This window comes from Nocardia sp. KT25-26 (assembly GCF_056627695.1).
Genome location: NZ_CM152813.1, coordinates 4,439,802 through 4,453,179 on the forward strand (window position 1 = coordinate 4,439,802; position 13,378 = coordinate 4,453,179).

At 69.8% G+C, this 13,378-nt stretch carries 13 protein-coding genes; 1 reads left to right on the forward strand and 12 read right to left on the reverse strand.

Annotated elements, in window-relative coordinates:
• The first annotated feature begins 86 nt into the window (after positions 1-86).
• The gene (locus AC1HFH_RS20100) at positions 87-344 is read left to right on the forward strand and encodes a hypothetical protein (protein WP_480244337.1); all 258 of its coding nucleotides are present in this window, start codon (positions 87-89) and stop codon (positions 342-344) included.
• 66 nt (positions 345-410) lie between these two features.
• Here AC1HFH_RS20100 and AC1HFH_RS20105 read toward each other — a convergent pair whose 3' ends face one another.
• The 12 genes from AC1HFH_RS20105 to AC1HFH_RS20160 form a co-directional block, all read right to left on the reverse strand.
• Positions 411-2,840, reverse strand: a complete 2,430-nt coding sequence (locus AC1HFH_RS20105) for a DNA internalization-related competence protein ComEC/Rec2 (RefSeq protein WP_480244338.1) — start codon at positions 2,838-2,840, stop codon at positions 411-413.
• 280 nt (positions 2,841-3,120) lie between these two features.
• Positions 3,121-4,062 carry a ComEA family DNA-binding protein gene (locus AC1HFH_RS20110; RefSeq protein ID WP_480244339.1) on the reverse strand — a complete coding sequence of 314 codons (942 nt, stop codon included), beginning with the start codon at positions 4,060-4,062 and terminating at the stop codon, positions 3,121-3,123.
• A 99-nt stretch (positions 4,063-4,161) separates the two neighbouring features.
• Complete coding sequence (lexA, locus tag AC1HFH_RS20115) at positions 4,162-4,821, reverse strand: transcriptional repressor LexA (protein ID WP_480244340.1); 660 nt, start codon at positions 4,819-4,821, stop codon at positions 4,162-4,164.
• 216 nt (positions 4,822-5,037) lie between these two features.
• Entirely contained in the window at positions 5,038-5,880 is an 843-nt protein-coding gene (locus AC1HFH_RS20120; protein ID WP_480244341.1) for a DegV family protein, read from the reverse strand.
• Between the two features lie 4 nt (positions 5,881-5,884).
• Positions 5,885-6,784, reverse strand: a complete 900-nt coding sequence (octT, locus tag AC1HFH_RS20125; RefSeq protein WP_480244342.1) for a diglucosylglycerate octanoyltransferase — start codon at positions 6,782-6,784, stop codon at positions 5,885-5,887.
• Entirely contained in the window at positions 6,774-7,433 is a 660-nt protein-coding gene (locus AC1HFH_RS20130; protein ID WP_480244343.1) for a histidine phosphatase family protein, read from the reverse strand. The genes octT and AC1HFH_RS20130 overlap by 11 nt, the downstream gene beginning before the upstream one ends.
• The gene (gene rsfS / locus AC1HFH_RS20135) at positions 7,430-7,840 is read right to left on the reverse strand and encodes a ribosome silencing factor (protein WP_480244344.1); all 411 of its coding nucleotides are present in this window, start codon (positions 7,838-7,840) and stop codon (positions 7,430-7,432) included. Before rsfS ends, AC1HFH_RS20130 begins: the two co-directional genes overlap by 4 nt.
• 28 nt (positions 7,841-7,868) lie before the next feature.
• Positions 7,869-8,510 carry a nicotinate-nucleotide adenylyltransferase gene (gene nadD, locus AC1HFH_RS20140; RefSeq protein ID WP_480244345.1) on the reverse strand — a complete coding sequence of 214 codons (642 nt, stop codon included), beginning with the start codon at positions 8,508-8,510 and terminating at the stop codon, positions 7,869-7,871.
• 50 nt (positions 8,511-8,560) lie between these two features.
• Positions 8,561-9,652, reverse strand: coding sequence for a hypothetical protein (locus AC1HFH_RS20145; protein WP_480244346.1), 1,092 nt, complete (start codon positions 9,650-9,652; stop codon positions 8,561-8,563).
• Positions 9,653-9,708: 56 nt separating this feature from the next.
• A complete protein-coding gene (locus AC1HFH_RS20150; RefSeq protein WP_480244347.1) occupies positions 9,709-11,094 on the reverse strand; it encodes a vWA domain-containing protein in 1,386 nt (461 codons plus the stop codon).
• Positions 11,095-11,097: 3 nt separating this feature from the next.
• Positions 11,098-11,985: an AAA family ATPase gene (locus tag AC1HFH_RS20155; protein WP_480244348.1), complete on the reverse strand. Its 888-nt coding sequence runs from the start codon at positions 11,983-11,985 to the stop codon at positions 11,098-11,100.
• Positions 11,986-11,998: 13 nt separating this feature from the next.
• Positions 11,999-13,363 carry a glutamate-5-semialdehyde dehydrogenase gene (locus tag AC1HFH_RS20160; protein WP_480244349.1) on the reverse strand — a complete coding sequence of 455 codons (1,365 nt, stop codon included), beginning with the start codon at positions 13,361-13,363 and terminating at the stop codon, positions 11,999-12,001.
• Positions 13,364-13,378: the final 15 nt, after the last annotated feature.

Consider the following 13,378-nt stretch of genomic DNA (forward strand, 5'->3'; position numbering starts at 1 on the left):
ACGCTCCGTAATCGATTCGTTATCCGATGCGGTCGATTGATAGCTTCTCTACATGCCTTCTGCGCCGCCCCGAATGGGAGGACTTCATGTCAACTGGTATCCGCAACTACGAGTTTCGTAGCGACTTCGCACGGAAGTACATCGCCGAAGGTGAGGAGCGAGGGCTAGCGCGAGGTGTCGTCAAGGGGGAGGCAACGTCGATCCTTACCGTCCTCGAAGCACGCGGAATCCCAGCCACCCCCGAGATTCGGAACCGAATCCTGGAATGCACCGACACCGAGCAACTGATCAAGTGGCTGAAGATGACTCCCGAAGTCAACCACGCGCAGGAGCTCCTCACCTGATTCCCTCCGGATGCCGGCCTGTCGCAGGTAACCCACCGATCAGCGACCACGAGCGACTCGGATGGCTCATCCGGCAACGATACGCAGGTCCGGGCCGGTCAGTACGAGATCGCCCACCTGGTCGGTCCGGACGGTGCAGGAGCCGACGGTCTGCAGCGCGCGCAGCGTCGCCGGGTGCGGGTGGCCGTGGCGGTTGTTCTTCCCAGCGCTGATCAAGGCCAGGCGGGGACGGACGGACGCGAGGAATTCCGGGGTGGTGGTGTTCGAGCCGTGATGCGGAACCTTCAGGATGTCGGCACGGATCCGGTGGGTGCGTTGCAGGCCGAGCTGGGCTTCGGCCTCGATGTCGCCGGTGAGCAGGATTCGGCCGATCGGTGTGTGCACCATGACCACCAGGGAACGATCGTTGGCCGAGGTGGCGGGACCGACTCCGGGTTCCGGGGCGAGTACCTGCAGGCGCAGCGGGCCGATCGGCACCTCGTGTCCGTCGTGTAGTTCCAGGACGGGTAGCCGTGCACTTCGAATGATCCGAACCGCAGCCGGGTCCAGTTGCGAAGTCGCGGTGTCGTAGTCTTCGGCCGAACGACCAGCGCTGCCTTCCGCGTTTGCAGGCCGCGCGGCCGGTATCTCCCCCGGCCCTGTTGCCACCGCCCGGACGGTCCGGCCGTCCAGCACGCCCGCGAGGCCGCCGGTGTGGTCTGCGTGCGGATGGGTGAGCAGGACGAGGGGCACCTCGTCGATCTGCAGCCGGTCCAGGCATCGGCGGATCGAGGCGGGGTCGGGGCCGGTGTCGATGACCACGCCACGATGCCGGCCGGCGGCGAGTACCAGGCCGTCTCCCTGGCCTACATCGCACATGGCGAGAATCCAGCCCGGTGGCGGCCAGCCGGGAAACCAGCATCGGACCGGTACGAACACGGCCGCCGCGCCCAGTACTGCGACGAGAAGTGCGCGACGCAGCATCCGGAAGCGCAGCGCGACGATGGTGGCCACCACAACCGCGGCGGCCACCATGCCCGTGGCGGCGCCGGCGCCGACCGATATCGTGGCGCCGGGTAGTGCCGCCGCACGGTCGGCCACAGTGATGAGCCACCACAGCGGAATACCGGCCACCTGTACGACCAGCACCGCGCCGCCGAACCAGGCCCAGGCCAGCACTGCTGCCAGGGCACCCGAGACGGTGACGGGCCCCACCGCCGGTGCCACCAGTACGTTCGCGGCTATTGCGACGATGCTGACCTGTCCGGACAGTGCGACTGTGATCGGCAGCGTGACAACGAAAGCCGCGGCGGCCACGGCCACCAGCTCGGCGGGCAGTCGCCACCAGCCCCGGGCCCGCAGCCAGTCGGCCCAGCTCGGTGCGATGAGGATCAGCGCACCGGTCGCCAGCACCGACAGTGCGAAGCCCGCCTGTACCGCCAGCGCCGGGAAGACGAGCAGCAGACCGAGTACCGACCCGCACAGGGCGGGCATCGCCTCCTTACGGCGCCCGGACAACAAGGCGAGTACCGTCACCGACCCCATCGCCGCCGCCCGCAGGACTGCCGGGTCGGGTCGGGCGATCACCACGAACGACACGATGACCAGCATTGCGACGGCCGCAGTGAGTCGAGGGCCGGCAGTGAGTACTCGCATCAGGCCCAGCACAACGGTCAGCAGCAGCGTGAAATTGGCACCGGAGACCACGGTCAGATGGGCCAGCCCGGCAGCGTCGAAGTCATCTCGCACGGCGTCGGACAGGTTCGATGTATCGCCGAGGACCAGCGCCGGTAGGAGCCCGGCCGGTTCCGGCGCTACCGCCTGCTGGGCTGCGACGGCCAGCCGCTCGCGGACCGCCGCGGCACCGGACTGCCACCAGGGCAGCGAGCCGGTCGCGGTCGGCGGTCCCGCGGCCGCCAAGGTCGCCACGGTGAGATCGGCGCGGTAGGGCTCGAGCACCTCGGCCCGGAACCGGATGGGCAACCCGGGCAACACCTGTGCCCATTGCGACCCCGCAGCGAGGATCGTCACGGCGGCACGCCCACGAATCGTCCTGCCGTCGACCTCGAATTCGTGCACCGCCGCCCGGACGATCCAACGCTTCGATCCGTCGAACCCCTTACTCCGCATCGGCTTCGGATCATCGGCGACCACGGCCTGGAACAACACCGTCCGACCGGCGCAGGCCCGGAGCGGATGGTCCGCTACCCGCTGCTCCCGCCAGGCTGCCGCTGCCGCGAACCCGGCGATCACCAGCAATGTGGTCACCAGCGCGATGACCAGCACCCGACGGCGCTCATGCCGATGCGCCATGCGCCACAGCAACGCCGCCCACAGCAAGAGAGCGGTCAGGACGGCGACGGTGGCCAGTACCAGTCCGGCCACCCAGCCGAGCGTGATGGCAACGATCGTTGCCGCCCAGCACCCCGCGGCGGCCGGTACGAGGCGCAGATCCAGAGTCTCGATGTCGGAGTCGATTCCGCCACCTGCCGTATCCGCGCTGAACCCAGCAGCCACAGGGCGCCCGGCAGCGTCCCCGAGACCGACCTGGGAGGTGTGTCGCCCCTGCCGCACCATATTTCGCGCTCTGTTCACCGCCCCTCACCACCCAGCACCGAGCTCTCGACCGGGCAACCGAGTTCGGTGCTCGCACAGCGCGAGTATCCCGTTCGGCGTCCTGGATCCAACCGAAGGTGCGATACCCGTGCACTGCCCGATCACTTCCGGTCCGCCCGCTCACGTACCCGAAGCACCGGGCCTGCCGCGCCGGTACCGGCATTGCCCGGGAACGGAGCGTTCACAACGTCACCAGATCTCGCAGCCGGGCCAGCCGGGCGGGGCCGATTCCGTCGACTTCAGTGAGCTGGGCGATATCGGTGAAGCGCCCGTTGGCGGTCCGCCAGCTGATGATCGAGTTCGCGGTGACCGGGCCGACGCCCGGCAGTTCGTCCAGTTCGGCGGCACTGGCCGAGTTGAGGTCGACGCGCGGCATGGTGCTCTCGGTCACCGGACCGGTCGGCAGACGGTCCAACGCCCGGATGGTGACGCTGCCCAGTTCGGGTCCGTTCGATTCCGGCGCGGCGGCACCCACCACCACCTGATCGCCGTCGGCCAATCGCTGGGCCAGGTTGATTCCGGTGAGGTCGGCGTCGGGCCGAGCGCCGGCCGCGGCCACGGCATCGGCGACTCGGGATCCGGACGGCAGCCGCTGCAGGCCGGTGTGGTCGACCAAACCCACCACACTCACGACGATTTCGGCCGGATCCGGGGAACCGGTGACATGGTGCGGGGGCGTAGGTCCGGCCGTCGGGTCCCCGGCCGACGCCGGTACGGCACGCATCGGACCCGGCCCCTCGGTGCGGAGCGCCGGGAGCGGTGGCACCGCCTCGGCCACCGGCCGGTCCCGGAGCACCAGACCGGTGGTGACCAGCACTGCCAACAGACCGAGTACACCGAGGACGAGCGCACCACGGCGGCCGGGATCCAGCCGGGCACCCCGGAATCTGTTCGGCAGCAGCCGATCCCAGAACCCGGGGCGCGGACCGGTATCAAGCCATGCGGGTGCGCCGACGGGCCCGGCGGTTGCCGCCGAGACCGGTCCGGGGCCTCGCTCGCCGGCGGGATCGAGATGGTCGGCATCCCATCGGCCGCCGGATGGACGAGCGGCTTCTTCTTCGAGTTCGAGGGTGTCGCCCGCGAGCCGCCGGCGCAGGCGCTGATGCTGTTGATGTGCTGCCATGCCGGTGACGCTATTGCGCACCGGCCGCATCGGATCCGGCCCGACCAGGCAGAACAACCGCCCTGTGGACTACCTCCACATTGTGGACAACTCTGCCCCTCAGACTCGGCGCATCACCGAAACCACTTTGCCGAGCACCACCGCTTCGTCACCGTCGAGCACCGGATACGCCGGATTACGCGGCTCTAGCAGCACATGGCCGTTGCGCCGCCGATACACCTTGACGGTGGCCTCGTCACCGATCATCGCCGCGACGATGTCCCCGTTGTGTGCCTCGTGCTGCCAGCGCACGACGACCAAGTCACCATCACAGATCGCGGCGTCGACCATCGAGTCGCCGCGTACCCGCAATCCGAACACGGTGCCACGCCCGACCAGTTCACGGGGCAGCACGAGCTGGTCGTCGGCATGCTCCTCGGCGAGAATCGGGGTGCCGGCCGCGATATCGCCGACGACCGGAACGGTGACCGCAGCATCCGTCGCCATCGCCGGCGCAGCCGTGCGCAGGAACAAGCGCACGTCGACCGGTCGGGCCACCCCGGCTCCTCGCCGCAGAAAACCTCGCTCCTCCAACGTTTTCAGGTGCCGAGACACCGTGGATGGCGCCAGCCGTACCGCGTCGGCGATCTCCCGGGTACTCGGTGCATACCCGTCGGCGACCGCCCGATCCCGGATCACCTCCAGGATCCGCAGTTGCCGCGACGGCAGGGCGGATGTGTCCAGGTGGTCGTAGCCGTCGAAATCGTCGTATCCGGTCACGGGAGCATCGTAGAGCGCACCGGCGCCGGGCGATTCGCGCAGGTACCGGTCGGCTCGTGCGTGTCCGAGTTCGCAACCGATGTCGACGAGCCTCCGGCCGCCGACTCGGCCCCCGGTCCGGCACGGAGGAGATCGAACCGGCCTTCGTGAGCTGTCGGGGTCGGGGGCATTTGCTGCTGCGGCGACCAGCACTGCCCGCCGGTTTCGGCGACCGGATCAGCCACAACCGCCGGGCACCACCAGAATGCCCAGCGCACCGGCGCCGAGGTGGACACCCAAGGTCGGGCCGAACTCGGCGACATGCAGTTCACGGATCCCCGGAATCAGGTCGGTCAGTTGTGCGGCAACGGTTTCAGCGGCGTCGTGAGCGTCCAGGTGCTGCACCGCCAGCGCCGCACCGTCCTCACCGGCCGCATCCACCGCGGCCGCCACCAGCTTCGCATACGCCTTGGATCTGGTGCGGACCTTCTCCCGCAGCTCCAACCGGCCCTCGACGATCTGCAGCAGCGGTTTGCTCACCAGCTCACTGCCGAAGAAGGCGGCGGCGCTGCTCAACCGGCCACCACGCCGCAACTGTTCGGTGCGGTTCACCAGGATGAAGGTCCGGGCGCGGCCGGCGGCGGCGACGGCGGAGTCGTAGACCACATCGAGTTCGGCACCGTCGCGGGCCCGCCGGGCGGCGGACAACACCGGCAATCCGGTGGCGAGTCCGGCGCCCAGTGAATCCACCAGGCGCACCCGGTCGGCGGCGTCCATATCACGCACCGCCTGCCTTCCGGCCTCCCAGGTGGCCGACAACTGCCGGGAGATGTGCACCGCAACCACACCGTCCCCGTCGCTGCGTTCCAGCGCCGCCTCGTACGCGGCCCGCAACTCACCAGGAGATGCGGCCGAGGTGGTCACGGTATCGGCGCCGTAGTCGATCTCGATCGGGTCGACGCCCTCCCGGACGGCCCGGTCACCGACCAACACGTGCAGCGGCACCACGGCGATGTCCAGCTCCGCGGCGAGTTCGGCCGGCAGGCTGGCCGACGAGTCGGTGACCACGACGACCGCCACGCGATTACCGGACTTCCTGCAGCGTCTTCGCCATGGCGGTCGCCACCGCCCGGTGACCGGCCCAGCCCCAGTGGATGCCGTCCGGGTTGGCCTCGCCGGAGTGGATGTCGTCGCGGACCGCCTCCCCCAGGTCGACCAGCGGCACCCCGGTGCGCCCGGACCATTCACGCAGGGCCGCGACCGCCGGTTCCCGCCCGGTGTGCACCCGGCCGTAGGCGGCACAGTCGTGGACCGACGGCAGGACACCTACCATGGGCAGATCGGGGCACAACTGGTTCAGCGCAGTGCGGGACTGTTCCAGGTAGTCGACACTGATACCGGGTGGCAGGGCCACCGGCCGGCCGAGCTTCGCCAGCCGCGGCTGCAGCCAGTTGTAGGTCGCCCGCACGCGGCGCCGCAGCCCGGGCGGACGAAGATAGCGGATCGTTTCGCGAAGGGCGGTCGGCAACGGCGACGGCAGGCTGTCCATCCCACCGACGGCGAAGACGACGGCACCGGCCCGCGGCACGGCGGCCCAGATCCGTGGATCACCGATCAGCGCCCAGTAGGCGTCCCGGCAGGTCCAGCCGATCCGGGCGACCAGTTCGACATCCCAGTCGAGTTCGGCAGCAACCAGATTGGGCCAGATACGCGGATCGTCGGCCGGCAGACCGCCCTGTGGGCCGAAGTAGGCCAGCGAATCGGCGATCACAAGCAGTACCGGCCGATCGGCATCCGCATCACGCGGCGCCGGGTCGTCGCCACCGGCCGGACCGGTCAACAGGGTGTCCGGCAGGGACCGGCCGGACCGGCCGCTCGCCTGGGCGAAGAGCTCATCGGGCACCGACCGGCCATCCGCCGGTCCGGCGGGCGGCTCGTCCGGTACCGACTCGGCCGGAGCCGGGATGGGCTCTTCAGAGGACATCGGGTGCCACCTTCGCCGCCGCGTTCCACACATCGAGGCGCCAGCCGGGCCGATCGATATCCGGGCCGTGGCTGGACAGCTGCACCCAGCTGGCATTGGCCAGCCCACCGAGGGCCGGCCAGTTACCGGGCGGCAGATCCAGTAGGGCAGCCGTCAGGGCGGCGATCAACCCACCGTGCGCCACCAGGATGATAGTTCGGCCGGGCCAGTCCTGCCGGGTCTCGTACAGTTCCCGCACCACCGGCAACGACCGGGCGCCGACCTGGAGCTTGCTCTCCCCGCCCGGCGGCGAGTAGGTCGCGTCCAGCCGCCAGGCCACCCGGGCACCCGGGTAGTCGGCGTCGACCTCGATATGGGTCAGTCCCTCCCAGTCGCCGAGGTGGGTCTCACGCAACCGGCGGTCGGTGACCACCGGGAGATCGCTGAGCTCGCTGAGTGCCTGCGCGGTGTCGGCAGCCCGCCGCAGATCCGACGAATGGATGGCGATGGCGTTACGGGAGACCAGCTCGCGGGCGGCCTCCTTGGCCTGACGCCGGCCGAGGTCGGTGAGATCGGTGTCGACCTGCCCCTGCATCCGGTCGGCAGCGTTCCACTCCGTCTGGCCGTGCCGCAGCAGGATCAGGTTACGCACGTGGGCGTATTTGCTCACTCGACGCCCTCGACGGGTTCCTCGGCAGCCCGCGACGTATCCGGCGCGGCGATACCTTCCACCGCAATGGCCGGGCAGTCCTTCCAGAGCCGCTCCAGGCCGTAGAAATCACGCTCGTCGTTGTGCTGGATGTGCACGACGATGTCGACGTAGTCCAGTAGCGCCCAGCGGCCCTCCCGGGTGCCCTCCCGGCGCACCGGCTTGTGCCCGGCGGCGCGCAGCTTCTCCTCGACATTGTCGACAATGGCGTTGACCTGGCGTTCGTTCGGCGCCGAGGCGATCACGAAGCAGTCGGTGATCACCAGCTGCTCCGAGACGTCGAGCACCACGACATCCGTGGCCAGCTTCTCGTCGGCGGCCCGCGCGGCGATCTCGGCCATCTGCACTGATTCGGTGGACGCGCTCATACACGGTCCTTCCCGGCCTGGCTCAAGCTCAGCTACCTTCCGTTACCGCGGGCACGTACAGGTCCCGCTTCGATATGTACTGCACCACGCCGTCGGGGACGAGGTACCACACCGGCCGGTCCTCGGCGGCGCGGCGCCGGCATTCGCTCGACGAGATGGCCAAGGCGGGGATCTCGATCATCGTCACCGCATCGGCGGGCAGGTCCCGCAGATGTTCGGCGAGATGGTCGGTGTTCAGCTCGTATCCCGGCCGGCTCACCCCGACGAACTTCGCCAGGTCGAACAGCTCCGTCCAATCCTGCCATGTCAGGATGTTGGCCAATGCGTCCGCACCGGTGATGAAGTACAGCTCGGCGTCCGGATAGGCGGCTCGCATCTCGCGCAGGGTGTCGACCGTATAGGTCACCTTGCCGCGATCGATATCGGCCCGGCTCACCGAGAACCGGGGGTTCGATGCCGTCGCGATCACGGTCATCAGGTACCGGTCCTCGGCCGGGCTGACCACCTTCCCGGCCTTCTGCCAGGGCTGACCGGTCGGGACGAAGACGACTTCGTCCAGTCGGAAACGATGCGCCACCTCGCTGGCCGCAACGAGATGGCCGTGGTGGATTGGGTCGAAGGTGCCGCCCATCACCCCCAGTTTGCGGGGCCGCCGACCTGTCTGGTGCATGGGATCCGAGCTTAACGGTAACCGTCCGGCCGCCGCGCGCTGCCGGTCGATCAATCGGCGACGGCCCGGGCATGCGCCTGCATCCGGTGCAGCTGCCCGCGGGCGCCGGCCAGGGCCGCGGCGGTGTGCCGGGCCGGATCGTTGCGGTGACACCATTCCAGTTCGACGATCAGCGCCCGCATCGTGGCCTGCCAGGATCCGACCGTTCCGGAGCTGTCGCCGTGCAACTGCAGCCAGGCGGCGGCACACAGGCAGCGGGTCCGCTCCACCACCGCGCCCGCTTCACCCCAGACGGTGGCGGCCTGCAGATAGGTGCCGAGCGCCCGGGAGATCTGGCCGCTGCATTCGCGCGCCACGGCAGCCGCCCACAGCAGATCGGCGCGCTGCCGCTGGTGCCCGGGCAGGCTCGCGACCAGCCGCGCCGCCTCGGTGTACTGCCAGGCGGCCTCCCGGTACCGGCCCGTTCGGGTCAGCGATTCGGCGTACTCGTATCGCATCTGCGCGGCCTCCCGAGACGGGTACGACACCGGTGCCACCGACAGGGCAGCGTCGAAAGCTGTCACCGCCGCGGCGTGCTCCCCGGCCCGGCGCCAGGCTCGCGCCGCGACCACACGGTGGCAGACCGCATCGGCTGCCGAGAGCGGTGCCCAGTTCGCCGCGGCGGCCAGGGCGGCCCGAGCGACGTCCCGGTCGCGGCCGGTCTGCGCCGACAGCGCGGTGACCAGCTGCGCATGCAACTGTGCCAGCTCCACGGCGGGCAGCTGGGAACCGCCCACGAACATCGCCCGCCGCAACTGATCCTCGGCAGCCGCCGGGGCGTCCACCAATCGGGCGGCTGCCAGCCGCGCCAGCCGCCGGGCGACCGCACGGCCCCGGCCCACCCGGTCCGCGGGGTGTTCCGGAGCCGGCCGGTACGGCTCCGGAGGGGTGTTCCCGGGGACCACACCACCCGGAGCCGGTTTCGGCCCGGCGGCCGGATCCGCGGTCGCGCGACGGTCGCCCGGGGCAGCCGGGCCGGGACGATCCGCCGACATCGCGGCAACGAACAGCGGCGTCGACCCGGAACGGCCGGGCAGCTCGCGCGGGCCGGCGAACCCGGCACAGAACATCGATCCGCAGTCCCGCGGCGCCGTCGTCAGCATGGCGATGATCTTGTCGGCGTTCGGCTTTCAGTCGCTTAACGAAGGCTGAAAAGCCCTCACACCGGTAGCAGGCGGGCCACCACCTCGGTCAGCTGCCGGGCCGTCCGGCATTCGTGCATCTCGATCACCTCGGCATACTGCGGCGCCGCGGAATCGCCGGTCCCCCAATAGGTTTTCGACTCGGGGTTGAGCCAGTAGGCATGTTTGGCGATATCGATCATCTCGCGCAGCACCCCGACCTGCGGATCCCGGTAGTTGGTGCGGCCGTCGCCGAGCACCAGTAGCGAACTGCGGCTGGTGACGGCATCGGGATACCCTTGCGCGAAGCTGGTCAGCGCGCCGCCGTAGTCGGAATGGCCGTCGGCGTCGATCACTTCGGATTCGGTGAAGATCCGGGTCAGCGCGGCGTCGAGCTGAGTGTGCGGATCGAAGAACCGGGTCACCTCGTCGGTCCGATCGACGAACGCGAACACCCGCACCCGGGAGAACTGCTCCCGCAGCGCATTGACCAGCAACACGGTGAAGCTGCTGAATCCGGCCACCGAACCCGAGATGTCACACAGCAACACCAGTTCCGGCCGGCCGGGCCGGGCCTTGCGGGTGGCAAGGTCGATCGGCACCCCACCGGTGGACATGGACCGCCGCAGCGTTCTGCGTAGATCGATCTCACCACGGCGGGCATGCCGCCGGCGGACCGCCAGCCGGGACGCCAGCACGCGGGCGAGCCGCTGGGTACCGCGCCGTAGTTCGGCCAGCTCGCGTTCGGAAGCGCGCAGGAAGTCGGCGTCCTCGGCCTGGCGGGCGACGCCGTAGCCGGCGACCCGGTCCCGCCCGAGCCGTTCGGCCATCCGGCGGTTGGTCTCCGCGGTCACCGCCGCCCGGAACCGATCCAGCCGGTCGCGGGCCTGCCGCCGGGACAGTTCGGCATCGAACTCGCCCTCGGCTGCCGGGTTCCGCAGGCCGGCCAGCAGCTGCGCCAGCAGTGCGTCCGGCTCGATCTCCTTCATCGTCTGATACGCCGAATACGAAGGGCCCTGCGCGGAACCGTACTGCCCCAGCTCTTCGACCAGTTCACCGGCCAGTCGCGGGATCTCGGCACCGGCATCCGGATCGGTGAGCAGCTCGGCGAGCAGTTCCCGCACGGCCGGAAGATCGATGCGGCCGTCCGTGGTGCGCGGCAGGTCGGTCTCGGCGCCGGTGCGGGCGCCGGTGGCGACCGGGAACCACAGGTCGAACAATCCGTCGAAGGTGGCCCGGTGGGTACTGCGGCGCAGCAGGGCACAGGCCAGTCCTTCGCGGACCGCCTCGCGGTCGAGCAGGTCCAGCACGCCGAGCGCCCGGCCGGCGTCCACGGTTTCCCCCGGACCGACCGGCACCCCTCGCGCACGCAACGCCGCAACGAATCCGGTCAGGTGCCCCGGCAGGCCGTGCGGCGCCGCCACGGCTCAGGCCGGCTTCAGCTCGGACAGTGCCCGCTGCTGGTCACTGCGATGTTTCAGCACCACGCCGAGCGTCGCCCGCACCGTGGCGTCGTCGAGTTCGGTCGCGCCCAGCGCGAGCAGGGTGCGCCCCCAGTCGATCGATTCGGCGACCGAGGGCAGTTTCTTGAGCTGCATACCGCGCAGCACCCCGACGATCCGGACCAGTTGCGCCGCAACCGCTTCGGACAGCTCCGGCACCCGGCTGGTGAGGATCCGGCGCTCCAGGTCCTCGTCGGGGAAGTCCAGGTGCAGGTAGAGGCAGCGGCGTTTCAGCGCCTCGGACAGTTCCCGGGTGGCGTTGGAGGTGAGCACCACGAACGGTTTGCGGGTCGCGGTGATCGTGCCCAGTTCCGGTACGGTCACCGCGAAATCGCTGAGCACCTCGAGCAGCAGCCCCTCGATCTCGATATCGGCCTTGTCGGTCTCATCGATCAGCAGCACCGTCGGCTCGGTTCGGCGGATCGCAGTCAGCAACGGCCGCGACAGCAGGAACTCCTCGGTGAACACATCGGCCTTGGTCTCGGCCCAGTCGCCGCCGGAGTTGCTCGACGACTGGATCCGCAGGATCTGCTTCGCATGGTTCCACTCGTAGAGCGCCCGTGCCTCGTCGACACCCTCGTAGCATTGCAGCCGCACCAGCTCGGCCCCGGCCACCTCGGCCACTGCCCGGGACAGCTCCGTCTTCCCGACGCCGGCCGGGCCCTCGATCAACAGCGGCTTACCCAGGCGGTCGGCCAGGAAAACCGAGGTTGCGGTGGCCTTGTCGGCGAGATATCCGGTGGCGGCGAGCCGATCGATCACCTCATCGACCGAGGCGAAGATCGGCTCGGACTGTACTGCGTTCTCCGTCAAAACCGGGCTCCCATCAGGCCGGCCGGGTCTGGCCGTCGCCCCACACGATCCACTTGGTGGAGGTGAGCTCCGGCAGACCCATCGGCCCACGGGCGTGCAGCTTCTGGGTCGAGATTCCGATCTCGGCGCCGAAACCGAACTGTTCGCCGTCGGTGAAGGCGGTGGAGGCGTTGACCATCACCGCCGCGGCGTCGACGCGCGCACTGAACTCCCGCGCGGCGCCGAGTTCGGTGGTGACGATCGCCTCGGTATGCCCGGTGCCCCACCGGTCGATATGCGCGACGGCGGCATCCAGATCGGCGACGACCTTCAAGGCGATGTCGTCGGAGAGATATTCATCGGCCCAGTCGGAATCCGCCGCCGGGACGACATTCGGCCGATCCCCGTCCACGGTGATCCCGGCCGCCTTCATGCCGTCGACGATCTTCGATGCGACGGCGTCGGAGATCTGCTCGTCGGCCACGGTCAGGTCCTGGAGGTCACTGTGCAAGGTGACGCCGGCGTCGACCAGGGCCTTGGCGAGCCGCGGCACCGCGGTCTCCGCAATCGCGGCGTCGATCAGCACCGTCTCGGCCGCATTGCAGACGCTCGGCCGGCGGGTCTTGGAGTTGAGCAGGATCCGCTCGGCCATATCGAGATCCGCGGCCCGGTGCACGTAGACGTGGCAGTTGCCGGTGCCGGTTTCGATGGCCGGCACCTGGGCATCGCGGACGACCGCGTTGATCAGCCCGGCGCCACCGCGCGGAATCACCACGTCGACCAGGCCCCGGGCCTGGATCAGGTGGGTGACGCTGGAGCGGTCGTGGCTGGGCAGCAGCTGCACCGCATCCGCCGGCAGCTCCTGCGCGGTCAGCGCCTCCCGCAGCACCTCGACGAGGGCGGTGTTCGAATGCGCCGCCGAGGCGGAGCCGCGCAACAGTGCCGCATTGCCGGACTTCAGCGCCAGCCCGAAGGCGTCCACGGTCACGTTGGGGCGGGCCTCGTAGATCATGCCGACCACGCCGAGCGGCACCCGCACCTGACGCAGTTCCAGACCGTTGGGCAGCGTCGAACCGCGCACCACGCCACCCACCGGGTCGGGCAGACCGGCGACCTGGCGCAGACCAGCGGCGATACCGTCGATGCGGGCTTTCGTCAGCCGGAGCCGGTCCAGCAGTGAGGCCTCGATTCCGGCGGCCTGCGCGGCGGCGATGTCCTCGGCATTGGCCGCGAGCACCCGATCGGCGGCGGCCAGCAGGGCATCGGCGGCGGCATGCAGCGCATCGTTCTTCTGCGCCGTGGTCAGCTGGGCCAGCACCCGGGACGCGACGCGAGCCCTGCGGGCGGCATCGTGCACCGCTTCGCGGACATCGAGCTCGGAGGTCACTTCAACCGTCATGGGTACAGACTACGC

Excerpts from the sequence above, each read along its gene's own strand:
- AC1HFH_RS20100 (WP_480244337.1), top strand. The coding sequence starts at position 87 with ATGTCAACTGGTATCCGCAACTACGAGTTTCGTAGCGACTTCGCACGG.
- AC1HFH_RS20110 (WP_480244339.1), bottom strand. The coding sequence starts at position 4,062 with ATGGCAGCACATCAACAGCATCAGCGCCTGCGCCGGCGGCTCGCGGGC.
- octT (WP_480244342.1), bottom strand. The coding sequence starts at position 6,784 with ATGTCCTCTGAAGAGCCCATCCCGGCTCCGGCCGAGTCGGTACCGGAC.
- rsfS (WP_480244344.1), bottom strand. The coding sequence starts at position 7,840 with ATGAGCGCGTCCACCGAATCAGTGCAGATGGCCGAGATCGCCGCGCGG.
- nadD (WP_480244345.1), bottom strand. The coding sequence starts at position 8,510 with ATGCACCAGACAGGTCGGCGGCCCCGCAAACTGGGGGTGATGGGCGGC.
- AC1HFH_RS20145 (WP_480244346.1), bottom strand. The coding sequence starts at position 9,652 with ATGCTGACGACGGCGCCGCGGGACTGCGGATCGATGTTCTGTGCCGGG.
- AC1HFH_RS20160 (WP_480244349.1), bottom strand. The coding sequence starts at position 13,363 with ATGACGGTTGAAGTGACCTCCGAGCTCGATGTCCGCGAAGCGGTGCAC.